The organism is Shinella pollutisoli (genome assembly GCF_024609765.1).
In the GTDB taxonomy this organism is placed as follows: domain Bacteria; phylum Pseudomonadota; class Alphaproteobacteria; order Rhizobiales; family Rhizobiaceae; genus Shinella; species Shinella pollutisoli.
This window is the reverse complement of the sequence record NZ_JANFDG010000042.1, coordinates 1-24,515: the sequence shown is the minus strand read 5'-3', so window position 1 is coordinate 24,515 and position 24,515 is coordinate 1. Positions and strand designations below refer to the sequence as shown.

Here is a 24,515-nt window from a genome sequence, read left to right as displayed (position 1 = left end):
CCTGTCTCATTGCTCGCAACCGCCAGAAAGGATCGACATGAATACCAGGACCGCCCCGTGGAACGACGTTCTCGACTTCTGGTTTCCCGAAGGCCGCTCCTCACAGATAAAGGCTGAAACTCATCGCGATCACTGGTCGTGGCGGTTGCACGGCGGAGCGGATGACACGATCGTCGCGCGCTTCGCCGACCTCACGAGGAGCGCAGCCTCAGGCGATCTCGACGACTGGGCCGACGAACCCGAAGGCAGGCTGGCGCTCATCATCGTGCTCGACCAGTTCTCACGCTCGCTGTGGCGCGGCACGCCGCGGGCTTTCGCGCAGGACCCTGCCGCACTGTCGCTGGCGATGGAGGGGTTCTCCAACGGCCACTATGCATCGCTCGGCACGCCCTGGTACAGGGTCGTCTACAGTCAGCCCCTTGGCCATTGCGAAGGCCCGGATCACCTTGAGCGCATCGATCTGCTCATCGGGCTTCGCGAAGAGATAGCGGCGGAAGCGTCCGCTTCCCTTCAACCGATATACCAGTCGCTGGTGAACCAGGCCGGTGATGTGCGCAAGGTCATCGCCGCTTTCGGCCGTCACCCGCACCGCAATCAGGTCCTCGGCCGAGAATCGACGCAGGCGGAAGACGCTTACATCGCTGGAGGGGATTTCCCGCACGAGAGGGCGTTTCAGGCGTGACGCCTGGAGGCGAAACGCATCGAGGGTTGATGCTTTCGTCGGCTGCTCGGGTAGATTACGGTTGTTGCGTATTCGTATTCTCTGGAAGGAAAACATCATGGCTGACACTTGGCTTCCCTCACTCAAGACAGCAACCCCGCAGGAGGGGTTCGACCTTGCCACCAAAATGGCGCGGGTCGGCGTCAAGGTGACCCAGCCGTCCGCAGAAATTCGCGACAAGCTGCGCGCGGCCTACGATCAGGACACCGCGCAGCTGATCGCCTCCTCACAGGTGATCGCCATCCATTTCCAGACGGTGGCAGCCGCCAACAATTATTGGCGCGACTGACGCCCGGTCAATCATAGGCGAGGGCGTCAGTCGCACCGGCGTTTCAGTCAAAGTTTCAGCCCTCGCAATCGCAGCGCATTGGCGATGACGCTGACCGACGACAACGACATGGCGGCCGCCGCGATGATCGGTGAAAGGAGGAGGCCGAAAGAAGGGTAAAGCACGCCCGCGGCAATCGGGATGCCGGCGGCATTGTAGATGAAGGCGAAGAACAGATTCTGGCGGATATTCGCCATCGTCGCCTGCGACAGACGCCGCGCCTTCACGATCCCCATCAGATCACCCTTGAGCAGGGTGACACCGGCGCTTTCGATGGCGACATCGGTGCCCGAGCCCATGGCGATCCCGACATCGGCAGCCGCCAGCGCCGGCGCATCATTGACGCCGTCGCCCGCCATGGCGACCACACGGCCTTCCGCCTTGAGACGGCTCACCACGGCGCTCTTTGCATCCGGCAGCACGTCGGCCTCGACCTCATCGATGCCCAGTTGACGTGCGACAGCTTCGGCTGTGGTTTTATTGTCCCCGGTCAGCATGACGATGCGGATACCCTCGCCATGTAAGGCTTTCAACGCTTTCTGCGTCGTTGCCTTGACCGGATCGGCAATGGCGAAAATGCCGCCGGCCCTGCCCTCAATGCCGATATAGATCGCCGTCGCGCCATCGTGGCGCAAGGCGTCCGCCCGTTCGGCAAGGGCCGACGCATCGACACCATGCTCCTTGAGGAACGCCGCATTGCCGAGCACGATCGCCTTGCCCTCGACGGTGCCGAGCGCGCCCTTGCCGAGAGGAGAGTCGAAGTCCACCACGGGCGGGACCTCGATGCCCTTCTTCTCTGCCGCCTCCACGATCGCCAGAGCAAGCGGATGTTCCGACGCCTTCTCGACGCCAGCGGCAAGCCGCAGGATTTCCGTTTCATCGAAGCCGTTTGCCGCAACGACCGCCGTCACCGACGGCTTGCCCTCGGTGAGCGTGCCGGTCTTGTCGACGACGAGCGTGTCGACCTTCTCCATATGTTCGAGCGCCTCGGCGTTCTTGATCAGGACGCCGGCGCTCGCACCCTTGCCGACGCCGACCATGATCGACATCGGCGTCGCCAGCCCCAATGCGCAGGGACAGGCGATGATCAGCACCGAAACGGCCACGACCAGCCCATAGGCAAAGCGCGGCTCCGGCCCCCAGATGCCCCAGACGATGAAGGCGAGAATTGCAATGACAATGACCAGCGGCACGAACCAGCCCGAGACCTGGTCGGCCATGCGCTGGATCGGCGCCCGCGACCGCTGCGCGTCGGCCACCATCTGGACGATGCGCGACAGCATGGTATCGCGGCCGACCTTTTCCGCACGGATCACCAGCGCCCCGGTCTGGTTCAGCGTGCCGCCGATGACCTGATCGCCTACAGTGCGGGTGACGGGCATGGATTCGCCGGTCACCATCGCCTCGTCGAGCGAAGAGCGGCCGTCCTCGACCACGCCATCGACGGGCACTGTCTCGCCGGGCCGCACGCGCAGCCTGTCACCGAGCACGACATGCTCGACCGGCACGTCTTCCTCCATGCCGTCGTCACTGACGCGCCGCGCCGTCTTCGGCGCCAGATCGAGAAGCGCCCTGATCGCGCCTGATGTCTGCTCGCGGGCGCGCAGTTCCAGCACCTGGCCGAGCAGCACCAGAACGGTGATGACCGCCGCCGCTTCGAAGTAGACCGCGACCGTGCCATCTTCCGCGCGAAAGGCGGCGGGGAAAATGCCCGGCGCAAGGACGGCGACGATACTGTAGGCCCAGGCGACGCCCGTGCCCATGGCGATCAGGGTGAACATGTTGAGGCTGCGATTGACCAGCGACGCCCAGGCGCGCTCAAAGAACGGCCATCCGCACCACAAAACCACCGGCGTTGCCAGAACGAGCTGAATCCAGATCGATATCCGCATCGGCACCAGATGATGCAACGCGGGCACGAGGTGGCTGCCCATTTCGAGCACGAACACCGGAGCGGCGAGGACCAGCCCGATCCAGAAGCGCCGCGTCATGTCGGCGAGTTCCGGGCTGGGGCCGCTGTCGGCGGTCACCATCAACGGCTCCAGCGCCATGCCGCAGATCGGGCAGCTTCCCGGCCCATCCTGCCGGATCTCGGGATGCATCGGACAGGTCCAGATCGCTCCCTCGGGCGCGTCCGGAGCGGGCGCCGCGTCTCCTGCAAGATAACGGGCCGGGTCCGCCTTGAATTTCGCCTTGCATGAAGCCGAGCAGAAATAATGGGTGTGGCCCTCATGGGTCAGGTGATGTTCCGCTGTCTGCGGATCGACCTCCATGCCGCAGACGGGGTCCTTCACAAGATGCCCGTCACCCGAATGGGCGTGACCATGCGAATGGTGCTGATGCTCACCGTGTCCGTTCATTCTCTAACCCGCCGCCTCACCTGAACCTAGAAAACTCATCGTTTCGCTACATTGCCAAACAGCGCGTTCAGCCCCTCGGCCATTGTCGGATGCGCAAGAACCGCATCGCGCAGGACACTGTAGGACAGACCGCCAAGCATGGCCGCCTGCGCCACGGCCATCACTTCTCCGGCCTCCGAACCGATCATCGCAAAGCCTGCGATCCGGTCCTGTGGATCGATCAGCGCCTTCATGAAGCCCGAGGTTTGCGAGGTCGTCCGCGTCCGCAGCACCGCCTTCATTGGCAGTTTCGCGACGCGCAAATCCATTCCATTGGCCCGCGCTTGCGCTTCGCTCATGCCGATGCGGGCAAGGGGCGGGTCGATGAACATGCAATAGGGCATCAGCCGCCCGGTGGTCGTTCTGTCTCCACCGTCAAGATTGTCCCGGATAATTCGGAAATCATCGAGCGATGCGTGGGTGAATTGCGGACTTCCCGCGCATTCTCCGATGGCCCAGACGTCCCTTGCAGTTGTCTCCAGTCGATCGTTCACCTTGATGTAACCGCGATCCGTCAGCGCAATGCCTGCCTCTTCGAGACCGATCCCTCGCGTGTTGGGCGTGCGGCCGGCAGCGACCAGAATGTCCGTGCCCTCGATCGTTCTTAAACCGCCCGGCGTCCGAATGGTGGCGCGCACGCTTTCGCACGACCGGCCCTCCACCTTCTCGACTTCGGCCGACAAAAGCACCTCCATGCCTTCCGCCTCCAGAATCCGCCGAACTTCTTCGGACACATCTTCATCCTCGCGCTTCAGCAGCCGTGGCCCACGGTCCACAATGGTGACGCGGCTGCCGAAACGCCGATAGGCCTGCGCGAGTTCAAGGCCGACATAGCCGGCGCCGAGCACGATCAGATGTGCCGGCAACCGGTCCAGTTCGAGCGCCTCGATATGGGTGAGCGGCCTGGCTTCGGCCAGACCGGGGACGGGTGGAATGGTTGCATGTGTTCCAAGATTGAGAAACAGCTTGTCCGTGGCGAGCAGTCGCGTCCCGCCGTCGTTCAAGGCAACTTCGATCGTTTCTGGTCCGATGAGGCGGGCGTTGCCCATGATGAGTTCCGCGCCCGTCGCCTCGTAGCGTTCGAGATGAAACGCAACCAGACCCTCGACCATGGCGCGCTTGCGCGCCACGACCGTCTTCATGTCGACCGAGACAGGGCCGGATGCAACGCCGTACTCCGCGGCGTGGGCAACGGCATGAGCAATACCCGCGCTCCATATCTCGTTCTTGCTGGGCAGGCAGTTGATGTTGGGGCACGAGCCGCCGATCCAGCGCCGCTCGATGACAGCTACCTTCTGGCCGGCTTGCGCCATATGCCAGGCGAGGTATTTCCCGCCCTCGCCACTGCCGATCACGACAGCGTCGTAGCGTTCCGCTTCCATCATCAACTATGCATCCTTCTGCAACAGCGACCCTATCCGCGCGATGAAAATATGGCGCTCGGCCATATATGCGGGATCATGTCATACTCTTGCGGTGTCGAACAATTACTGTTGCTTTTGAGGGAGGCCCCTTGAGGTGGCCTTACTGCCAGTTTCGGCGCCGTCGCATCATTTCCGGGCCACGGCCTTTAAATGGACCGGAATCATCGAGTGTAGTCGGTTCTGCTCCGGCTGTATTGCCCGAAAGGGAACATCCTGGCTGCACAGGATTGGCCAACTTTCTGTAGGAGAAAATCATGTCGTTGAATGGCAAAGTCATTTTGGTAACCGGCGCTGGCCAGGGGATCGGACGCGGCATTGCGCTGCGGCTTGCAAAGGAAGGCGCCGACCTCGCGCTGGCCGATGTCAAGGCTGACAAGCTCGACTCCGTTCGCAAGGAAGTCGAAGCGCTCGGACGCAAGGCCACCACCGTCATCGCCGATGTCAGCAAGCGCGACGACGTCTACGCCGCTATCGACCATGCGGAAAAGCAACTCGGCGGATTCGACGTCATCGTCAACAATGCCGGCATCGCCCAGGTCAAGCCGATCGCCGACGTCACGCCCGAGGACATGGACCTGATCTTCCGGATCAATGTCGACGGCGTGCTCTGGGGTATCCAGGCGGCTGCGAAGAAATTCAAGGATCGCGGACAGAAAGGCAAGATCATCAATGCCTGCTCGATTGCCGGACATGACGGCTTCGCCATGCTTGGCGTCTATTCGGCGACCAAGTTCGCCGTGCGTGCGCTGACGCAAGCCGCCGCCAAGGAATATGCCAGCGCGGGCATCACGGTGAACGCCTACTGCCCCGGCATCGTCGGCACCGACATGTGGGTGGAGATCGACGAGCGCTTTTCCGAGATCACCGGAACGCCGAAGGGCGAAACTTACAAGAAGTATGTCGAAGGCATCGCTTTGGGTCGCGCGCAGACGCCGGAGGACGTGGCAGCGTTGGTCGCCTTCCTCGCGGGCGCCGATTCCGACTACATAACGGGACAGTCGATCCTGACCGATGGCGGTATCGTCTACCGATAAGGCCGCCTGCCAAATCGCGAAAGTTCAGAAGCGTCCGCACCGGGAAACGGGCTTGTGAAAATTTCTCCCTCCAGCGGAATGGTTCCGTCTGGAAGAGCCGCCTTTGTCGAGAGAATTGTCCTCTTGTTGCTTGGCATGGCCATCGCCGCCTTCGGCCGCCATTCGTACCACAGGTTCTTGACCGGCATTCGACGCCTACTGAAGAGCGGTCGGTTCCTCATCTACGCGGGTTTCGGGCGGGATTGCCGTCATCCGGTCAAACCCCTGACTGGTATGAAGGCTCTACAGGGCCGGCGTCGGGTTGGCGTCGCAGTGAGGTCGCACTGCGCCCCCGGATCGGGTCGGCGAGCAGCCTGAGGCCGTTCAGCACCACCAGCACCGTGCCGCCTTCGTGTCCGACGACCGCGAGCGGCAGCGGCAGGGCGAAGAACAGGCTCGAGGCGACCAGAAGCAGCATCATGCCGATGGCGAAAATCAGATTCTGACGAATGATCCGTCGGGTACGGCGCGCCAACCGATGCGCGGCGGCAAGGCGGGCCATGTCCTCCGACAACAGCGCGACATCGGCTGCCTGCAAGGCGACGTCGCTGCCCGCTGCGCCCATGGCGATGCCGACATCGGCCCGCGCCAGCGCGGCGGCGTCGTTCACCCCGTCGCCGACAAAGGCCACCTTTCCATTCTTCGCCAGTTCGCCCACCAGCCGGACCTTGTCTTCAGGCAGAAGATCGGCATGGACATCCTTTGCCTCCAGTCCGAGTTCCGCGGCGATCCGCAAGCCGACAGGGCGCCGGTCGCCGGTCATCATGGCGATAGTGCCCACCCCAGCCGTCCTGAGCGCAGCCAGTCCGGCGGCCGAGGTCTCGCGCGGGCGGTCGGCGACGGTGAGCGCACCATAGACCCGATCTCCCCGCCCCAGCCACACCACGGTCTGGCTGCCGTCCGTCAGCTGCGCAAATTCGGGTGCGTCGAGCGATGCGCCCATGCGCGCGGCCATGCGCGGATTGCCGGCCCAGAGCGAGCCCACGGCATCCTCCCCCGTAATCCCCTCACTGGGCACGGTTTCCACATCGCGCACCTCGGCGGCGATTATGCCTTTTTCGTCGATGTGGCGGCGGATCGCATCGGCAATTGGATGTTCGGAATGCGCCTCGAGACCGGCGATCAATGACAGGAACCGCTCTTCGGCCTGTGCTCCCGATTCCGACGCCATCACCTGCGTCACCTCGGCCTTGCCTGTGGTCAGCGTACCGGTCTTGTCGAAGGCGAAGATATCGACATCTGCCAGCGTCTCCAGCGCCGCGCCACCCTTGAACAGCACGCCGCCGCGCGCGGCCGCCGCCAATGCCGAGAGGATCGCGGCCGGGACCGATATCACCACCGCGCAGGGGCTGGCCGCGACCAGCAGCGTCGCGGCGCGATAAAGCGCATCCTGCATTGTCCAGCCGAGTGCGAGGAATATAACGAGAGCCATTATCGCGCCGGCCAGCACCGCGATGGTATAGCGCTGGCCGAACCAGGCGCTGAACCGTTCGGAAGGAGCGCGCGCGGCCTGAGCCTCGGTCACCAGTTCGATCATTCGCGCCACGGTGCTTTCCGCGACCGGGCGGGTGACGCGCACCACCAGCACGGCGTTGAGGTTCACCGTGGCCTCAAACACCTTAGCACCGCGACTTTTGCCGACCGGCATCGATTCGCCGGTGATCGTCGCCTCATCGAGCGAGCCTTCCCCTTCCGCCACCTCGCCATCGGCCGGCACACGCGCACCGGGGCGCAGCACCACCAGGTCGCCGGCCACGAGATCGCCCACCGAAACTTCCGTGATGGTGCCGTCAGGAGCGCGCCTGAGCGCGGTGTCGGGACGCAGCGCCATCAGCGCCTCGACGGCATGGCGTGCCCGGCCCATCGCCCGCTGCTCCAACGTGGTCGAGAGGCTGAACAGCGTCAGCAGCACCGCCCCTTCGAGCGCAGCACCCACCGCGGCGGCGGCAAGGGCGGCCACGATCATCAGAAGATCGATGTCGAGAATCCGCTCGCGCCAGAGCGACATCAGGGCCCGGACCCCGGTCGGCACACCACCGGCCAGATAGACCAGCACGAGACCGACCGGTCCCCAAAGACCGGGGATCAAGAAGGCATCGACAGTCGCAAGCGCCATCCCGGCAAGCGTGATGCCGGTCAATGCTGTCATGAAGCGGTCGGAAGAAAGGTCGATTTGCAATTTGTGTTCCTGGCTGTGCCGCGACGGCGGCAGTGGCTGGGGGAGACCGGCGATGATGCGCCGGATGGGCTGGCGTTACATTCCCGGTCGATCAGGCTCCTGGTCGCTATTCTTTTTCCATTACGACATCGAGCTTACCTCCAGGATCGCGCCGCCGGCAGCCGCAATCAACACCACGAGCGATGGCGGGAATTTCCAGCTCATCAGGGCCACGAAGCAGGTCAGCGCCAGCGCAAAGTCACGGGGCGAACCGACCGAGCTGGTCCAGAGCGGATCGTAGAGCGCGGCGCCCAGAATGCCGACCACCGCGGCATTGGCCCCTGCCATCGGCGCCCGCACGCCGGAGCGTGCGCGCAGCGTGTTCCAGAACGGCAGCGCGCCGACAAGCAGCAGGAAGCCCGGCAGGAAGATCGCAAAAAGGGCAAGCGTCGCGCCGGCGATCCCGTTCGGGCCGGGTTCGAGCAGCATGCCGAGATAGCCGGCGAAGGTGAAGAGCGGCCCCGGCACCGCCTGGGCCGCGCCATAGCCGGCCAGGAACGCATCGGGCGTGACCCAGCCCGGGCGAACCACTTCGGCTTCCAGCAAAGGCAAGACCACATGGCCGCCGCCAAATACCAGCGCACCAGCGCGATAGAAGGCGTCGATCACCGCCAGGCCCTGCGCGGGAAATAGCATCACAGCTAGCGGCAGGCCGAAGATCAGGATGAAGAACAGGGCCAGCGCGATTGTTCCCGCCTGCCGCGAAACCGGGAAATGCAGCGCTTCACCCGGCGCTCCCGCCGTGTCCCGGCAAAGCCAGAGCCCGGCGAGCCCACCGAGCAGGATTGCACCCAGCTGACCCGTGGCTCCCCCGATCAGCACCGCCATCAATACGGCGGCGAGCGCGATCGTCTGGCGTGAGCGGTCGGGACAAAGCGTGCGCGCCATCCCGCAGACCGCCTGCGCCACGATGGCCACCGCGACCAGTTTCAACCCGTGCAGCACCCCGATGCCGAGCGGGCCTGAAAACGCCCCCGCTCCGAGCGCGAACAGCATCAACAGCAGGGCGGAAGGCAAGGTAAAACCAAGCCAAGCGGCCAGCGCACCCGCCGGCCCGGCACGCTGCAGACCCAGAGCGAAGCCGACCTGGCTGGATGCTGGCCCAGGAAGGAACTGGCACAGCGCGACCAGGTCGGCGTAGCCACGATCGTCGATCCAGCCGCGCCGGGCAACGAATTCCTCGCGGAAATAGCCCAGATGCGCGATCGGTCCACCGAAGGAGGTCAGGCCCAGTTTCAGGAAGGCGGCCAGAACCTCGCCGGGGGTTCCTTGTCGTCGGCTTTGGGCCACGGCATTCAGCGTGTCATTGGCGGGCATGATCTCTCCGTGATGCTCGCGATTTCCGGGACTCACCAGACGCCCTGAAAGGGCGCATGCGATCATTGTCCCTGTAATGGGGCAATGGAACAGACCGGTGACTGCCGAAGCGCGCGCCTCGTCTTCCATCAGCATCGCAAGCGGTGTCCACAGGACCGCACCCCGCAAGAGAGATAACGGATGACTCATGCCGTGGTTGTCCGGGGAAGACCAGCCTGCGGACGACGGCCCTCCAGAAGGTCGGCGTCGGTGGCGAGCGCATCAGCCATGAAATCCATGAATGCACGGATACGGGCGGTGTTGCGCAGGTCCTCATGGGTCAGCAGCCACAGATCGAGCCGGAAATCTTGCGGAAACAGGGCGATCCGGACAAGATCGGGGGTACGGTCGGCTACGGCGCAGGGCAGCGGCGCAAGGCCGATTCCGGCCCTTGCCGCGGCAATCGCGGCCGAGATCGAGTTGGTGCGATAGATTGGCCGCATTTTCGGCAGCCAACCCGCCAACTGATGACCGATCGCTCCATGTGACCGGCCGAAGCCGATCCAGTCGCTGCCGGCAAGATCGTCATCAAGCCCCTGAGCGGCGCGTTCTGCCGAGGCATAGACCCCGAAGGCCAGCCGGCCGACACGCCGGCCGACCAATGTTTCCTGCGGCGTGTTGCCGATGCGCAGTGCGACATCGGCCTCGCGTCGGGTCAGGTCCAGGGGAGTGTCCGAAACGATCACTTCCAATTCGATCCCTGGCTGCGCTGCATGGAAGGCCGCCAGATGCGGTGGCAATAACCCGATCGCCAGCATATCGATGGCTGTGATGCGGATAAGCCCGCTCAGGCGCTGGTCCTGTCCGGTCACCTGACGCGACAGGGCGATAATTTCCTCGTCGATCCGGATGGCGGTCTCCTGCATGGCCTCTCCGGCGCCCGTCAGCGCATAGCCGTCCGGCAACCGCTCGAAGAGCCGAACGCCCAGACGTTCCTCGAAGGCGCTGAGACGGCGAAACACGGTCGAGTGCGTTACGCCAAGGCTGCGCGCTGCGCCAGACAGCGTGCCCGCCCGGGCCACAGCGAGAAAGAAGCGCAGATCGTCCCAGTTCTGGTTCTGTGCATCCATGAAGGATCACCCCTTCCGAGCCTGCTCCCATTGCCGGCAGCTTGTCGCCATCTTGCCGGCAACACCGCGCGTTCGCTTTGCTCCGTCAGAAAAGCTTGACCACGATCATTGCTCCACTTAAGTATGTGATTGCTCACTTACTAGGTACTTTATGCGAAAATCCGCGGAATTGCGCAAGGCCGAAATCGTCGCGGCCGTCCTCGACCTGGCCGATCGGATCGGGCCGGATCGGGTGACGACAGGTGCTGCCGCAGCGGCCGTGGGCGTCAGTCAGGCGGCCCTGTTCCGGCATTTCCCCACCAAGGCCGAGATGTGGCTTGCCGTGGCGGATCATGTGGCCGGGGAACTGGCAATAGCCTGGCAACGGGCCATGACTGGGACTGATGGCCCCATCGACCGGGTCACGGCGCTGGTGGGCGCGCAACTGGGGCAGATTGTTTCCACACCGGCGCTGCCGATGCTGCTGTTCTCGCGCGAGCTGAATGTCGGCAATGAGGATTTGCGCGCGGCCTTTCGAGGTCTGCTGATGAAGTTTCAGGGGCTGATCGTGACCGAACTGGCGCGCGGTCAAACAGCCGGTTCCCTGCGCCGCGAAGTCGCCCCAGAGGATGCCGCCGTTCTGCTGACGTCGCTGGTGCAGGGCATGGCAATCCGCTGGTCGCTCGGCGCGCGCAACTTTTCCCTGATCGGGGAAGGCAAGCGGGTCCTTGAAATACAACTTCGGCTTTTGACCGGGAAGGAGGATTAGGCCATGCGGCGTCGGTGGATGTTAGGTGCGGCGGCGGGTCTGGTGCTGGGCGCGGGTGTGCTGTTCCTCACCGAGCGACCGCTCACGGTCAGCGTGGTGCAACCAGAGCAGGATGTGGCCCTGCGCATCTATGGCCTTGGCTCGGTCGAGGCGCGGATCCTCAGCCGGGTCGGGTTCGAGGTTGGAGCTGCCCTGACCGGGCTGGCCGCCGACGTCGGGGACCGGGTAGTCAGAGGGCAGGAACTGGCGACCCTCGATCCAGCCGAGCAGGAGGCGCGCACCGCCCGCGCCCGCGCTGCGGTCGAGGCCAATGTCGCCGCCCTCGCCCGCGCCGAGGCCACGGTGGCGCGTGCCCGCAGCGTACTGGCGCAGCGCCAGGCGGCAAATCAGCGTCAGCAGGGATTGGCACAGCGCGATGTGTCCTCGATCCAGCGCGCCGAGGAAGCGCAGCGCGACGAGGACGTGGCCCGTGCCGATCTTGCGGTCGCCCAGGCGGATGTGGCGGTGATCCGTTCTCAGGGCGCGGATGCGGCGGCAGCCCTGCAACAGGAGAAGGTCCTTCTCGCCCGTCATCGGCTGAGCGCACCCTATGACGCGGTGATCGTCACGCGCAATGCCGAAGCGGGAACGGTGGTACGGGCCGGCGACCCGATCTTCACCCTGATCGCTCCCGAAACGGTCTGGATCCAGGCCTATGTCGATGAGGAGCGCGCCGGCCAGCTTGCGCTTGGCCAGCCCGGCACGATCCGGCTGCGCTCGCAGCCCCAGGCTGAATTCCATGGCACCATCGCCCGCATCGGGCTTGAAAGCGACCGGGTGAATGAGGAACGCCGGATCTGGCTGACCTGCACGGACTGCCCCCAGCCGATGTATCTCGGCGAGCAGGCAGAGGTGCGCATCACCACCGGTAACCGCGACAGTGCGCTGATGGTGCCCGAGGTGGCGATCACCGGTTTCGACGGCCATCGCGGGCGGGTCTGGCTGGTACGGGACGGACGATTGGAGCAGGTCGAACTGACCTTCGGCGCGCGCGACGATCGTGGTCGGGTCGAAGTCACGGGCAGTCTGCCGGACGATGCCGCCATCGTCGCCCGGATGCCGCAAGGCGCGACCGAGGGGCGGCGGGCGCGGACCAGGACCACGCCATGAACCTTGCTCTCAAGGATATACGCCACGGACTGTTCCGCTTCGTCCTCACCTGTTTCGGGCTGGGGCTCTTGATGACGGTCGTGCTGTCGATGATCGGCATCTATAACGGCCTTGTCGCCGATGCGCTGGCGGTCGTGAAGGCGCCGGCGGCAGATGTCTGGGTGGTCGAGAGCGGCACCCAGGGGCCGTTTGCCGAAGCCTCGAACATCCCGCTGACCACGCGCGACGCCGTGGCGCGGATGCCCGGCGTGGCCGAAGCCGGCGCGATCAATTTCCAGAACATCGAGGCTGCCCATGCCGGCGCTTCGCTCCGGCTCTACGTCATCGGCTATGAGCCGGGACATCCCGGCGGGCCGCAGCGCATCGCCGAAGGGCGCGGCATCGGCACAAGCCATTTCGAACTGGTGGCAGACCGCAAGACCGGTCTTCTGACCGGTGAGACGATCCGTCTCGGGCGCAACCGTTTCACCGTGGTCGGGCTGGTCGAAGGAGCAATGAACGCGGGCGGCGATCCAGCGGTCTATATCACGCTGTCCGACGCGATGGCATTGCAAACCGAGCTTGACCCCGCAGCCCAGCGCGTTCAGGCGGCGCGGGGCGCCGTTTCGGTCAAGTCCGCTTCGGTCGCGGCCGTGATCGCACGGGTAGCGCCGGGCGCGGATGTCGAATTGCTGACAGCGACCGTGCGGCAATGGAAACATCTGGCGGCGCTGACGCAAGCCGAGCAGGAGGACATTCTGGTCTCCTCGGTGGTCGATCTGGCGCGGCGGCAAATCGGCCTGTTTCTCGGTATCCTGCTCAGTGTTTCGGCGGTAGTGATCGCGCTCATCATCTACACGATGACGATGGAGAAGCTGAAGCAGATCGCCACGCTGAAGCTGATCGGCGCGCCCGACCGCACCATCATCGGGCTGATCGTGCAGCAGGCGCTGATCCTCGGTGCTTCAGGCTGGGGGATCGGACTCGTGCTGATCCTGACGGTAAAGGACTATTTCCCGCGCCGGGTGGTGCTGGAGCCGTTCAACGTGATGGTGCTGGCCGGGATCATCTTCGCCGTCTGCATCGCCGCCTCGGGCCTTGGCGTACGGGCGGCGATGAAGGTCGATCCCGCTACGGCTCTGGGGAGCTGACATGGCGGACGGCGAAATCCTCATCGACGTGAAAGGTGTGGCCAAGCATTTCGGCGAGGGCGAAACCCGTGTCGATGCACTGCGCGACGTCGACCTTCAGGTCCGGGCCGGAGAGGTGATCGCGCTTCTTGGCCCCTCCGGCTCGGGCAAGACCACACTGCTCAACGTCATCGGCTGCATCCTGGCGCCATCGGCGGGCAAGGTGACGCTGGACGGCGAGACGGTGTTTGAGGGGCAATGGCTGCGGCGCGACCTGCGGCGGCTCAGGCTGGACAAGATCGGCTTCATCTTCCAGACGCACAACCTTCTGCCCTTCCTGACCGCCGAAGAAAACGTTGCCGTGGTCCTCGACCTCGCCGGCTGGTCGGTTGAGAAGGGTCGGGCGCGAGTACGCGAACTGCTCGATTATCTTGAAGTCGGTCGCCGCGCCGCGGCCAAGCCGGCGCTCCTGTCAGGTGGCGAGGCGCAGCGGGTGGCCATTGCGCGGGCGCTGGCCAACCGTCCCCGCATCATCCTGGCCGACGAACCGACCGCCGCGCTCGACGGCAAGCGCGCCGGACTGGTGATGGACCTGTTGCGCAAGCTTGCCGTCGAGCAGGAAGCCTGCATCGTCACCGTCACCCACGACGAGAAGATATTCGACCGCTTCGATCGCCTGATCCACCTGCGTGACGGCAGGCTGGCCGACGCCTGATATCTGAGGACACCATGACCGCAAGACCTCTCTCGCAATCCATCATCGCTGGCGTGGCGGTCGTGTTTGGCCTGGCTACCGTCATTTCGGGCGGCCGCGCGCTCTTCGGCGGGGCCGACATGGGAGCGGTGGTTCCCGTCGTGTTGTGGTTCAACTTCATGACCGGCTTCGCCTATCTGCTGGCAGGGATCGGACTTTGGCGCGGCACGGCCTGGGCGCCTGCCCTGTCCATCGGTATCGCGACGGCAACGGCCATGGTCCTTGCTTTCTTCCTTTGGCACGTCTGGCGCGGCGGGGCCTACGAGAGCCGCACGATGGCCGCGATGGTCCTGCGGCTCGGCATCTGGGTTGCTATTTCGACAGTTGCGGTAAAGATCCGATGGCCACGATAGTGGCTCGCGACGACTGCGCTGGCGAGTCGACAGGCATTCGCTTTGTCCCGTGTCGCGATATCGCGAAGTTGTTGGATTGGATATTAACTGAATTTGGCGCCGACCAGCTCATGCAAATGCTCAAGGTATGCGGCCAAAAATTCTTCAGAACCCATAATCATCAATCCGGTATATTTGATCTTACGCAAAATGTAATCTGCGGGTTCTTTTGGGACATCTCGTTATGTAATTATAGCTTTTCTCGGAGCGCTTCATACAGCGTTTTTCCATTGAACGCGCCGTGAGGCCTGGCAAAGTTGTAGAAGCGCTCCCATTCGTCGAGTTTGGCCTCCAGATCGACGTCGCCTTTGTAGCTGAGGAGCTGGTAGAATTCCTGTTGATCCGATCGGTGCGAACGTTCAACCTTGCCGTTCAGTTGCGGCGTGCCGCGCTTGATGTATGCATGGCGGATGCCCTGGTCCTCGACGTGCCAGTGGAACTTCGCCTGGAATTCATGGCCATAGCACCTACGGAAGGAACGAGCGGAGGCAGTTGAGACAGCGGTGCGCGCAGCTTTTCGCTGCAGGCGCGCACCGTTCGAGGCGGCCATGGCCAGTCAAGGTTTCTCTAGAATGTGAGTGTTCACAACCCATTCGGAGAGACCGACCATGACCAGCGCAAATATTATACCCGCCGATGCGGTGTTGGTAGCCATCGACATTGCCAAGATTCGCAACGAAGTTCTGATCGAAGACCCAGGCCACAAACGTCGCCGCCGGCTGCAGGTCCTCAACAGTCGTGCGGAGCATGATCGACTGATCGAAGTTCTGCAGACGTATGGCCGACCGGTGGTCTGCGGCTTTGAGGCGACGGGCAATTATCACCGGCCCATCGCGTGGCGCCTGGCCGAAGCAGGCTTCGAGGTGCGGCTGGTGTCGTCGCTGGCGCTCGCCCGAACCCGCGAGGCCTTGCACAACAGCTGGGACAAGAACGATCCCAAGGATGCGCAGGTGATGCTGCACATGCTGAAGATCCAGGCGACGCAAGTCTACCATGATCCACTGCGCGCCGGCATCAACGACGTGCAGGAACTGTCGAAGACGCATGAGGCGATCGCCAGGGCCAAGACCGAGATCCAGCATCGCATCCTGACGCATTACCTGCCGCTGTATTTTCCCGAGATCGATCGCTTCCGGGGAAACAGCCGCAGCGATTGGTTCTTCGCTTTCCTCGATGCCTTTCCGGCGCCGGCAAGTATTGTGGCGTTGACGAAGGAGGAGTTCGTTAAAGCTGCATGGAACGTCGTCGGTCGCAAAGTCAGCAAGACACAGATTTTGATGGATATTTACGAGACGGCGCGCACATCGATCGGACTGCCGCTACCGCTCGAGGCCCCTGCCATTCGTATGTTCCGGATGGTCATTGCCGAAGCGCGCAGCCTGATCCGGCAACGCAATGAGATCGAGGAACAGGCCGACGAACTGCTGCGGTGCAGTCAGGATTACCAGCTCCTGCGCCAGATCCCCGGCATCGGGCCGATCAACGCGTTGACGATCATTGCCGAGGCGGGAGATCTCCGGCGCTTTCACCATCACCGTCAGTTTCTCAAATTCTGCGGGCTGGATCTCTCGACCCAGCAGTCAGGCCAATATCGCGGCCAGACCCGCCTTTCCAAATTCGGCAATGCTCGGTTGCGCCGCACCCTGTGGATCGCCGGGCAAGTCGCCATCCGTCAGCGTGAGAATGGCTTTCGGCACAAGTTTGAACGCTACATCGCAAGAGATCGCGACAATCCAGACCTGCGCCGCAAGGTGATAACCGCGATCACCGCCAAGATGGCCCGCGTCGTGCACGCCGTCGTCAAAAGCGGTTCAGACTACCGGCCCTTCGTTGAAGGGCGGGTACCGGGTGGAAGGACCTCTGTCAGTTAGGGCCGTGAGGGCATCGCAAACGATGACCCTGTAGATAATGTTCGGGTCTTCCACCTGGATCAGAAGCTCGTGTTGAGGACGGTGAGGGCCGCCATCGTGCGTACCCTGTGTTTGCTATGGACGAAACCTTTTCCCTTACAAGTGGAAGCCGCCTGGTTCGACCATGCAACTTGACGAGTGAACCGCCCGTGCCTGAACGTAAGGGGCTAGGTCACATACCCATAAATCACTTCCGTCCTTGAGTGTGCTGTGATTCACTTCACCCCTTGAGAGGATGTGGTCATGGCGCGCTTTGATCTGACGGATTTTGAATGGGACGTTATCCAGCCTTTGTTGCCGTCGAAGGTGCGCGGCGTGAAACGGGTGGATGACCGGCGGGTGTTGAACGGCATCTTCTGGCGGCTGCGGACAGGGGCGCCCTGGGCTGACATTCCAGCACGTTACGGCCCCTACACGACCTGCGTTAACCGCTTCAACCGCTGGCGGCGTGCTGGTCATTGGGCGCGCATTCTGCACGCAGTCTCAAAGGCTTACGACGGCGACATCCAGATGATCGACAGTTCTTCGATCCGGGTTCACCAGCATGGGGCGAATGGCCCGAAAAAGGGGGGCGATCCCGTTGCATGGGTCGTTCGCGCGGTGGGCTGACCACCAAGATACATGTGCTGGTCGATGCGCTCGGCCGTCCGATCCGGCTGAAACTGACCGAAGGCCAGGCGCATGACGGGCGCTCGGCGGCCGACATGTACGGATCGGTCGGTGCGGGCCAGACGCTGCTGGCTGATCGAGCCTACGCCAGCGATGCGCTGCGTGACAGCCTCCACGACACGAACCCGATCTGGCAAAGCAGCGTGAGACGATTGCGTTGCTGAACTGGCGCAGGAAATCTACCGCTTCAGTCGCCCTGGCGATCATCATCTCCAGCGAAACGCCCGCCTCTCGGCTCATGCCCGTTTCTCCCGATAATATCCGGCCTCGCCCTCATGCAGAGCGCCATCGTCCTCGTTGGCTAGAGATACTTGTTCTAGAAAGGCATTGCCCGGTCGCCACCCTTCCGGCGTCGAGGCCTCCTCGCGCCCGGCCGTTTGAAGAGCCGCGACAAGACGCAGAAGCTCCTCGACCGAGCGCCCAGCATTCAGCGGATATCAGACGACCGCGCGCACGGCGCCGTCCCGGTCGATGACATAGGTCGCCCTGACGGGCGCACTGCTTTGCGTGGTCCGGTCTATCGTGCTGTATCCGTTCATCTCCTTCAAACATCGTACCAGGGGCGCAAAAACCACACTTGCTTGACAATCTCAACATATCCGATAATCTGGATATATGGATAATATCACAGCGATCGCGGCGCTCGGCGCCTTGGCTCAGACCACACGACTTGAGACCTTCCGGCTTCTGGTCCGGCATGAGCCCGATGGCATCCCGGCTGGCGAGCTCGCCCGTCTCATCGACGTGCCGCAGAACACCATGTCGGCGCATCTCGCAACGCTTTCGCGGGCAGGCTTGGTGACGAGCGAGCGGCAGAGCCGGTCGATCATCTACCGGGCGGACCTCAACGGCCTGCGTGAGCTGACCCTTTTCCTCCTGAAGGACTGCTGCGGCGGATCGACGGAGCTTTGCGCTCCGCTCATCGCCGAGTTGACGCCGTGCTGTGCCCCGGAGGCGAAGCTGTCATGAGCGCGATCAGGTTGGAGCAGATTGAGGGCAACGACGCTGGCCTCAAGGCAGCCTTGACGGAAGCGCATCTGCCAACTGATGACATCGAGGATCATGGTCGCACCTTCTTCAGGGCGCGGTCATCGGATGGCCGGGCTATCGGTTTCCTCGGTGTCGAGCACTGCGGTGATGACTTTCTCCTCCGTTCGGTTGTCGTGCTTCCCGATCATCGGGGGCAAGGACTGGGCAGCGTTTTGGTCGAGCGGGCGGTGGCGGGTCTCGATCAAGCCGGCGACGTCTTCCTTGCCACGACGAGTGCAGCGCCGTTCTTCACGCGCATCGGATTTTCTGAAGTCCAACGGGACAGCGTTCCCGCAGCCGTGCTGGCGACCCGCCAGCTTTCCTCCATCTGCCCATCATCGGCGACGATCATGAAGCTTACCCGGCCGCCGACCTAACCACGGACCACGACCATGACCGATAGGACCTATAACGTGCTGTTCCTCTGCACGGGCAATTCCGCTCGTTCTATTCTTGCCGAAGCCATTCTCAACAAGGAAGGTGGCGGACGATTTAAAGCCTTCTCCGCCGGCAGCCAACCGAAGGGCGAAGTCAATCCGCATGCCCTGAAAGAACTGGAAGCGTTAGGCTATCCATCGACGGGCTTCTCATCGAAGAGCTGGGACGTGTTCGCAGAGCCCGGCGCGCCGCAGATGGATTTTATCTTCACCGTCTGTGACAGCGCGGCCGGCGAAGCCTGTCCGGTCTGGATCGGCCATCCGATGACCGCCCATTGGGGTGTCGAGGACCCTGCCGCCGTCACGGGCTCCGGCGTCGAGATTCAGCGCGCCTTCGCTGAGGCCGCGCGTTTCCTCAAGAACCGGATTGCAGCGTTCGTCAGTCTGCCGCTGGTATCCATCGATCACATGGCGCTTGAGACGAAGCTTCGCCAGATCGGTGCGATGGAAGGTTCGACGTCGCCGCAAGGAAAGTCCGCCTGATGTCCACGTTCGAGCGTTATCTGACCATCTGGGTGTTCCTGTGCATCATCGCCGGTGTCGCCCTCGGCCATCTCATGCCCGGTCTCTTTCAGATCATCGGCGCGGCCGAGGTCGCCAATGTGAACATTCCCGTCGCGATCCTGATCTGGCTGATGATCATTCCGATGCTGCTCAAGATCGATTTCCGGTCTCTGGCGCAGGTCGGCACCTACTGGCGCGGTATCGGCGTCACCCTGATCATCAACTGGGCCGTCAAGCCGTTCTCCATGGCGCTGCTCGGCTGGCTGTTCATCGGCTGGCTGTTCCGCCCCTACCTGCCTGCCGATCAGATCGACTCCTATATCGCCGGACTGATCATCCTTGCCGCTGCTCCCTGCACGGCCATGGTGTTCGTCTGGAGCAACCTGACACGCGGCGAACCGCTGTTCACGTTGTCCCAGGTCGCATTGAACGACGCCATCATGGTTGTCGCCTTCGCGCCGATCGTCGGCCTGCTGCTCGGCCTCTCCGCCATCACCGTACCGTGGGATACGCTCGTTCTCTCCGTCGCCCTCTATATCGTCGTGCCCGTCATGATCGCACAGGTCATCCGCCGCCGCCTCACGGCTGACGGAACGACGCGGGCATTGGACGGCGCGCTTGCAAAGCTGCAACCGGTCTCGTTGTTGGCGCTGCTCGCGACGCTGGTTCTGCTCTTCGCCTTTCAGGGTGAGCAGATTATCGCCCAGCCCACCGTCATCGGTTTGCTGGCCGTCCCGATCCTGATCCAGGTCTATCTGAACTCCGGCCTCGCCTACCTCCTGAATCGCATGGCCGGCGAGCGACATTGCGTTGCCGGGCCATCAGCCCTGATCGGTGCCAGCAATTTCTTCGAGCTTGCGGTTGCCGCCGCCATCAGCCTGTTCGGCTTCCAGTCCGGCGCCGCGCTCGCCACCGTCGTCGGCGTTCTCATCGAGGTTCCGGTCATGCTCTCGGTCGTCTGGATCGTGAACCGTTCGAAGGGCTGGTACGAGGCCGCCCCCGCTGTTTCCAGAACCACCGCCACCGAAAGGCACTGACCATGGATGCGATCATCTATCACCACCCCGCCTGCGGGACGTCCCGCAACACGCTGGCGCTGATCCGCGCTGCCGGCATCGAACCTGTTGTCATCGAATATTTGCAGCACCCGCCGACGCGCGCGCAGCTTGCGACGATGATCGCGGACGCTGGCTTGAGCGTTCGGGAAGCCATTCGGGAGAAAGGTACACCCTATGCCGAACTCGGTCTGGACAACCCAGACCTGACTGACGAGCAGTTGCTCGACGCGATGATCGCAACGCCGATCCTCATCAATCGCCCCTTCGTCGTGACACCGCTCGGCACCCGGCTCGCCCGCCCGTCCGAAGCGGTGCTCGACATCCTGCCCGACACTTTCAAGGGGCCGTTCTTCAAGGAGGACGGTGAACAGGTTCTCGATCAGGAAGGAAAGCGCATTGCCTGACACATTTCCCGCATTGCAGGGCGATCACCTGCACTCGACCGATCTCGACGCCCTGCGTCCGGCATTCTCGACGCACATGCCGCGCATCCTGATCCTCTACGGTTCGTTGCGTGAGGTGTCCTATAGCCGCCTGCTCGCATTCGAGGCCCACCGGCTGCTCGAACGGCTCGGATGTGAGGTTCGCATGTTTGATCCAAGGGGTCTGCCGCTGCCTGACGAAGCGCCGGTGAGCCACCCGAAGGTGCAAGAATTGCGCGATCTATCGCAATGGTCGGAAGGGCAGGTCTGGGTGAGCCCGGAACGCCATGGCGCGATGACCGGCATCATGAAGTCCCAGATCGACTGGATTCCACTCTCGGTCGGATCGGTCCGGCCGACGCAGGGCAAAACGCTCGCCGTCATGGAGGTCTCAGGTGGTAGCCAGTCCTTCAATGCCGTGAACCAGATGCGCATTCTCGGCCGCTGGATGCGGATGATCACCATCCCGAACCAATCCTCGGTCGCCAAAGCCTATCAGGAGTTCGACGCCGATGGCCGGATGAAGCCCTCGTCCTACTACGACCGGGTGGTGGACGTGTGCGAAGAGCTGGTGAAGTTCACCATCCTTACGCGCGATGCTTCCGCCTATCTCACCGAGCGCTACAGCGAGCGGAAAGAACAGGCGGCCGAGCTTGAGAAGCGCGTGTCGCTGCGCTCAATTTGACAGGCTTGTGCTAACGACGAGGTTCCGCTTTGTCGTCATCGCCACCGCGACAAACGCCACGATACCGATTGAGCCGAGGGCCGCGCTTAGCACGAGTGATGCGCCTATGCCGAATTGCTCCATCGTCGCCGCAAAGGAAAAGGGGGCAGCAGCGCCGGCAGCCAGTCTCGCGGCCGCCATCTTGCCGGTGAGCGCACCATATCCATCCGAACCGAACAGGTAGAGCGGCAAGCTGCCCTGTGCGATGCTGTTGATGCCCGATCCAAGGCCGAGGCAAATAGAGAAGGCGACCGCGCCGGGGAGCCAGTTGCCGGACAGTGCCATAATGACGACGCTCAGCACCATGAAGACCGCGGAGAGAACCGCGAGGCCCGGTGGTGCGAGGCGCGTTCCGAAGATCATGTTGATCAGGCGGCTGAGAACCTGCGCCGGACCGAACAGCGAGCCGATGACGACGGCGGCACTTCCGAAGCCGAGTGTGCCTAGCATCGGCACCATATGCGCCAGCATCGCGCCAAGGGTGAAGCTCAGCAGCGCGAATGCAGCCGACACGATGATCACCGCACTGCGCCGACGCTCGCGCGGAACAGCCCCGACGACAGGCTCGCGCATCGGCCTTAGTCCGCCGGCCGCAGCCACCTTTCCCTTCCGCATGATCCAGACGTGGAACGGCATGCAGACAACAAGATTGAGCCCGGCATAAACGAGATAGATTTCCCGCCATGAGAGATAGCCAAGCAGCGCCGTGGCAATCGGCCAGAAGATCGTTGAGGCAAACCCTGCGATCAGGGTGAGATAGGTGATGCTGCGTGACGCTGACCGGGGATCGGCCTCGACCAGTGCCGCGAAAGCGGCTTGGTACTGGACCATGCCGGACGATATCTCCAACACGACGATGGCCAGAGCAAAGATCACCACCGATGGCGACCAAGCGCAGAGGATCAACGTCACCGCGGACAGCACTGAGCCAATCGCCATGACGGTCGATGCGCCGACGCCATCCATCTGCCGACCGATATAGGGGGCCGAAAGACCGCCGACGAACAGTGACGCGGAGAAGATGGCAAACACCTGCGCGACCGTGATGCCGAGATCCGCCGCCATGCCGGGGGCCAGAATGCTGAAGCTATAGTAGAGGGTGCCGTAGCCAATGATCTGGGTCAGGCCGAGCGCGGCGACGACGCCGACAGGAACGTTCCGATCACGCAACGATGTCGCCCTCGCTCCGGGCAGCAGCCGCCTTGCAGCAACCATCGGGCCGCTGCATACCCTCGCGGATCATCGGATGACCGGCGCAGCAGTCCTCCATGAGGAATTTCACGAGGTCGGCCAGCGCATCGTAGCTGGCGCTATAGACGATGGAGCGGGATTCTCGTCGTTGCGCGATCAGGCCCGAGCGTTCTAGTTCCTTCAGATGGAAAGACACATTCGACGGCGAGACGCCCATTCGCTCGGCGATGAGGCCGGCAGCCAGCCCGCCCGGTCCGGCGACGACGAGCGTTCGGACGATGGCGAGGCGGGTTTCCTGCGACAGGGCTGCGAATGACGTGAGGGCTTGACGCTCGTCCATTGTTCAATAATCCTTGAATCATTGAACAATGGGAGTAGCGCACATGACCGCAATCGACAAGGCCGTTTCCTCCGATATCACGCTTGGCCAGCTTCTCGATGGGCTGGCGGCCGCGCCGGAAGCGCCGCTGGTGTTTCTCTACGAAGGGCAGCCAGTGAAGGCGGGCTGCCACGTCACCGAGGTCAAGGCGGGCGCGTTCTCGGCACTCGACTGTGGCGCCAACCCGGAAGCTTGGTCGGAGATGTTCATCCAGCTCTGGGATATCAACGAGGACGGCCGGAGCCATATGCCGGCGGGCAAGTTCTCCGCCATCATACGCAAGGTTTCTGATCACGTTCGGCTCGATCCAGCGGCCAAGCTGACCTTTGAAGTTAGTGACGGAAATCGACCGATGGCCCTCTACTGCGCATCGTCGCCGCGCATGGCCGGGGACAAAATCGAGGTGACGTTGGCCGCAAGACCGGCAAGCTGCAAACCCCGTGACCGGTGGTTAGTCGAGAAGGCTGCTGCAACAAATTCTTGCTGCGGCCTGCACCGACCAGTTCTAAGTGTTGCGCCTGAAAAGCGCTCTTGAAGGGATATGAACTCACGAAACCTACACAACTGTAGCTATCTCGACCAGGGATTGATCACCTTTAGTCCGGCAGCCTCGAAAGGGCGTGTGTCGCGAGTTGCGATCGCGAGGCCGTTTGCTGCCGCAATGGCCGAAATGTAACCGTCGGCCGTACCGATCGCTTTCCCAGCTATTCGAGCGCGTGCCATCAGTTCGGAAAAAAACTGAGATGCAGCCAGATCGAAGGACAGGATGCGATCGGAAAAGTGGGGCAGCACTTCATCCTCAAGGCGATCGCGAAGGATAGCTTGCCGTTTCCCCGAGGGCATCGCAGCGATCCCAAAGCGAAGTTCGGCAATCGTTATTGCCGAGAGGAACAGCGTTTCGATAGCTTGATCGTCCAACCAGGCGACTACGGCCTGATCGGGAACTGGCTTCCAAGGTTCGGATATTAGATTGGTGTCCAGCAAGATCATTCGAAGGTCATTGGTTCAACAGGTGTTTTGTCGCGACTTTTCTGCAGGGCTTCAATGTCGCTGTCGGAAAGCTCGGCGTCGCGACCAATAGCCGTCAGCAACGAACCGAGCTTCACCCGTTCAGGAGGACGAACAGCGGCTTCAATAATGTCACGAATCTCGGCTTCGGTGCTCCGGCCATGGTGAGCCGCTCGCACCCTCAGAGCACGATGCGTTTCGTCAGAAAGGTTTCGAACGGTGACTGCCGGCATTGATATCAACTCTACAGAAATGATGGCTGTGACATCAAAATATGAAAAACGCAGCAAAACTTCAAGAGGCTCAATAACGGAGCACCCTGATTGTTGAGAAACACCGCTGCGGGAACACGAATGCAGATTGTGCGGGTGACTCCGTATTAGGTCCTGTTGACAAAGTATGGCAGCCATATCTTTGCGGCTGCCAGGGCGAGGAATGCCGAG

General features: G+C 62.8%; 23 protein-coding genes and 4 pseudogenes. 17 read left to right on the top strand and 10 right to left on the bottom strand.

From position 1 onward, the window contains the following. Nucleotides 1-37: 37 nt before the first annotated feature. Entirely contained in the window at nt 38-682 is a 645-nt protein-coding gene (locus tag NNZ72_RS23810) for a DUF924 family protein (protein ID WP_130520661.1), read from the top strand. 97 nt (nt 683-779) lie between these two features. Then, on the top strand, nt 780-1,010 hold the full coding sequence (locus NNZ72_RS23805; protein ID WP_024845346.1) for a hexameric tyrosine-coordinated heme protein: 231 nt from the start codon (nt 780-782) through the stop codon (nt 1,008-1,010). A gap of 47 nt (nt 1,011-1,057) precedes the next feature. On the opposite strand, the gene NNZ72_RS23800 is transcribed toward NNZ72_RS23805, so the two are convergent. Both NNZ72_RS23800 and NNZ72_RS23795 read right to left on the bottom strand, forming a co-directional pair. Further along, the gene (locus tag NNZ72_RS23800; RefSeq protein ID WP_255696201.1) at nt 1,058-3,409 is read right to left on the bottom strand and encodes a heavy metal translocating P-type ATPase; all 2,352 of its coding nucleotides are present in this window, start codon (nt 3,407-3,409) and stop codon (nt 1,058-1,060) included. Nucleotides 3,410-3,444: 35 nt separating this feature from the next. Then, nucleotides 3,445-4,833: a mercuric reductase gene (locus NNZ72_RS23795; protein WP_130520663.1), complete on the bottom strand. Its 1,389-nt coding sequence runs from the start codon at nt 4,831-4,833 to the stop codon at nt 3,445-3,447. 293 nt (nt 4,834-5,126) lie between these two features. Here NNZ72_RS23795 and NNZ72_RS23790 point away from each other — a divergent pair, with 293 nt between their 5' ends. Next, a complete protein-coding gene (locus tag NNZ72_RS23790; protein ID WP_130520665.1) occupies nt 5,127-5,906 on the top strand; it encodes an acetoin reductase in 780 nt (259 codons plus the stop codon). 256 nt (nt 5,907-6,162) lie between these two features. On the opposite strand, the gene NNZ72_RS23785 is transcribed toward NNZ72_RS23790, so the two are convergent. From NNZ72_RS23785 to NNZ72_RS23775, 3 genes are all read right to left on the bottom strand, one after another. Next, a complete protein-coding gene (locus NNZ72_RS23785) occupies nt 6,163-8,124 on the bottom strand; it encodes a heavy metal translocating P-type ATPase (RefSeq protein ID WP_130520668.1) in 1,962 nt (653 codons plus the stop codon). Between the two features lie 120 nt (nt 8,125-8,244). Then, the gene (chrA, locus tag NNZ72_RS23780) at nt 8,245-9,480 is read right to left on the bottom strand and encodes a chromate efflux transporter (RefSeq protein WP_234189750.1); all 1,236 of its coding nucleotides are present in this window, start codon (nt 9,478-9,480) and stop codon (nt 8,245-8,247) included. 185 nt (nt 9,481-9,665) lie between these two features. Then, the gene (locus tag NNZ72_RS23775; RefSeq protein WP_234189696.1) at nt 9,666-10,589 is read right to left on the bottom strand and encodes a LysR family transcriptional regulator; all 924 of its coding nucleotides are present in this window, start codon (nt 10,587-10,589) and stop codon (nt 9,666-9,668) included. A gap of 169 nt (nt 10,590-10,758) precedes the next feature. On the opposite strand from NNZ72_RS23775, the gene NNZ72_RS23770 reads away from it, so the two are divergent. Genes NNZ72_RS23770 through NNZ72_RS23750 form a run of 5 tightly spaced genes read left to right on the top strand, consistent with a single transcriptional unit; the run spans nt 10,759 to nt 14,702 of the window. Next, nucleotides 10,759-11,337, top strand: a complete 579-nt coding sequence (locus NNZ72_RS23770) for a TetR/AcrR family transcriptional regulator (protein ID WP_130520671.1) — start codon at nt 10,759-10,761, stop codon at nt 11,335-11,337. 3 nt (nt 11,338-11,340) lie between these two features. Continuing rightward, complete coding sequence (locus NNZ72_RS23765) at nt 11,341-12,486, top strand: efflux RND transporter periplasmic adaptor subunit (RefSeq protein ID WP_234189695.1); 1,146 nt, start codon at nt 11,341-11,343, stop codon at nt 12,484-12,486. Further along, a complete protein-coding gene (locus NNZ72_RS23760; RefSeq protein WP_130520672.1) occupies nt 12,483-13,616 on the top strand; it encodes an ABC transporter permease in 1,134 nt (377 codons plus the stop codon). Before NNZ72_RS23765 ends, NNZ72_RS23760 begins: the two co-directional genes overlap by 4 nt. Nucleotide 13,617: 1 nt before the next feature. After that, the gene (locus tag NNZ72_RS23755) at nt 13,618-14,310 is read left to right on the top strand and encodes an ABC transporter ATP-binding protein (RefSeq protein ID WP_130520674.1); all 693 of its coding nucleotides are present in this window, start codon (nt 13,618-13,620) and stop codon (nt 14,308-14,310) included. Between the two features lie 14 nt (nt 14,311-14,324). After that, complete coding sequence (locus tag NNZ72_RS23750) at nt 14,325-14,702, top strand: hypothetical protein (RefSeq protein ID WP_130520676.1); 378 nt, start codon at nt 14,325-14,327, stop codon at nt 14,700-14,702. Nucleotides 14,703-14,931: 229 nt separating this feature from the next. Here the strand turns inward: NNZ72_RS23750 and NNZ72_RS23745 are convergent. Next, nucleotides 14,932-15,207: pseudogene (locus tag NNZ72_RS23745) on the bottom strand (integrase core domain-containing protein); the annotation flags it as partial. A gap of 142 nt (nt 15,208-15,349) precedes the next feature. Between NNZ72_RS23745 and NNZ72_RS23740 the strand changes: the two are divergent. The 8 genes and pseudogenes from NNZ72_RS23740 (at nt 15,350) to arsH (ending at nt 21,455) form a co-directional block, all read left to right on the top strand. Next, a pseudogene (locus tag NNZ72_RS23740) lies at nt 15,350-16,646 on the top strand (IS110 family RNA-guided transposase). 242 nt (nt 16,647-16,888) lie between these two features. Continuing rightward, nucleotides 16,889-17,424: pseudogene (locus NNZ72_RS23735) on the top strand (IS5 family transposase); the annotation flags it as partial. A gap of 511 nt (nt 17,425-17,935) precedes the next feature. Continuing rightward, entirely contained in the window at nt 17,936-18,289 is a 354-nt protein-coding gene (locus tag NNZ72_RS23730) for an ArsR/SmtB family transcription factor (protein ID WP_160862600.1), read from the top strand. After that, the gene (gene arsN2, locus NNZ72_RS23725; protein WP_257318164.1) at nt 18,286-18,726 is read left to right on the top strand and encodes an arsenic resistance N-acetyltransferase ArsN2; all 441 of its coding nucleotides are present in this window, start codon (nt 18,286-18,288) and stop codon (nt 18,724-18,726) included. The genes NNZ72_RS23730 and arsN2 overlap by 4 nt, the downstream gene beginning before the upstream one ends. 15 nt (nt 18,727-18,741) lie before the next feature. After that, nucleotides 18,742-19,269: an arsenate reductase ArsC gene (locus tag NNZ72_RS23720; protein ID WP_257318163.1), complete on the top strand. Its 528-nt coding sequence runs from the start codon at nt 18,742-18,744 to the stop codon at nt 19,267-19,269. After that, complete coding sequence (gene arsB / locus NNZ72_RS23715) at nt 19,269-20,327, top strand: ACR3 family arsenite efflux transporter (RefSeq protein WP_257318162.1); 1,059 nt, start codon at nt 19,269-19,271, stop codon at nt 20,325-20,327. Before NNZ72_RS23720 ends, arsB begins: the two co-directional genes overlap by 1 nt. 2 nt (nt 20,328-20,329) lie before the next feature. After that, nucleotides 20,330-20,752 (top strand): arsenate reductase (glutaredoxin), encoded by a 423-nt coding sequence (gene arsC, locus NNZ72_RS23710; protein ID WP_257318161.1) that lies wholly within the window; start codon nt 20,330-20,332, stop codon nt 20,750-20,752. Further along, on the top strand, nt 20,727-21,455 hold the full coding sequence (gene arsH / locus NNZ72_RS23705; RefSeq protein ID WP_257318174.1) for an arsenical resistance protein ArsH: 729 nt from the start codon (nt 20,727-20,729) through the stop codon (nt 21,453-21,455). Before arsC ends, arsH begins: the two co-directional genes overlap by 26 nt. On the opposite strand, the gene arsK is transcribed toward arsH, so the two are convergent. Together arsK and NNZ72_RS23695 are read right to left on the bottom strand one after the other, a co-directional pair. Beyond that, a complete protein-coding gene (gene arsK, locus NNZ72_RS23700) occupies nt 21,447-22,709 on the bottom strand; it encodes an arsenite efflux MFS transporter ArsK (protein ID WP_257318160.1) in 1,263 nt (420 codons plus the stop codon). The two genes, arsH and arsK, sit on opposite strands and share 9 nt — an antisense overlap. Continuing rightward, nucleotides 22,657-23,025, bottom strand: a complete 369-nt coding sequence (locus NNZ72_RS23695; RefSeq protein ID WP_257318159.1) for an ArsR/SmtB family transcription factor — start codon at nt 23,023-23,025, stop codon at nt 22,657-22,659. The genes arsK and NNZ72_RS23695 overlap by 53 nt, the downstream gene beginning before the upstream one ends. Nucleotides 23,026-23,068: 43 nt before the next feature. Between NNZ72_RS23695 and NNZ72_RS23690 the strand changes: the two are divergent. Further along, a pseudogene (locus tag NNZ72_RS23690) lies at nt 23,069-23,586 on the top strand (DUF6428 family protein). Nucleotides 23,587-23,634: 48 nt separating this feature from the next. Here NNZ72_RS23690 and NNZ72_RS23685 read toward each other — a convergent pair. Next, nucleotides 23,635-24,054, bottom strand: a complete 420-nt coding sequence (locus tag NNZ72_RS23685) for a type II toxin-antitoxin system VapC family toxin (protein ID WP_234190413.1) — start codon at nt 24,052-24,054, stop codon at nt 23,635-23,637. Continuing rightward, on the bottom strand, nt 24,051-24,305 hold the full coding sequence (locus NNZ72_RS23680; RefSeq protein WP_234190415.1) for a FitA-like ribbon-helix-helix domain-containing protein: 255 nt from the start codon (nt 24,303-24,305) through the stop codon (nt 24,051-24,053). The genes NNZ72_RS23685 and NNZ72_RS23680 overlap by 4 nt, the downstream gene beginning before the upstream one ends. Nucleotides 24,306-24,515: the final 210 nt, after the last annotated feature.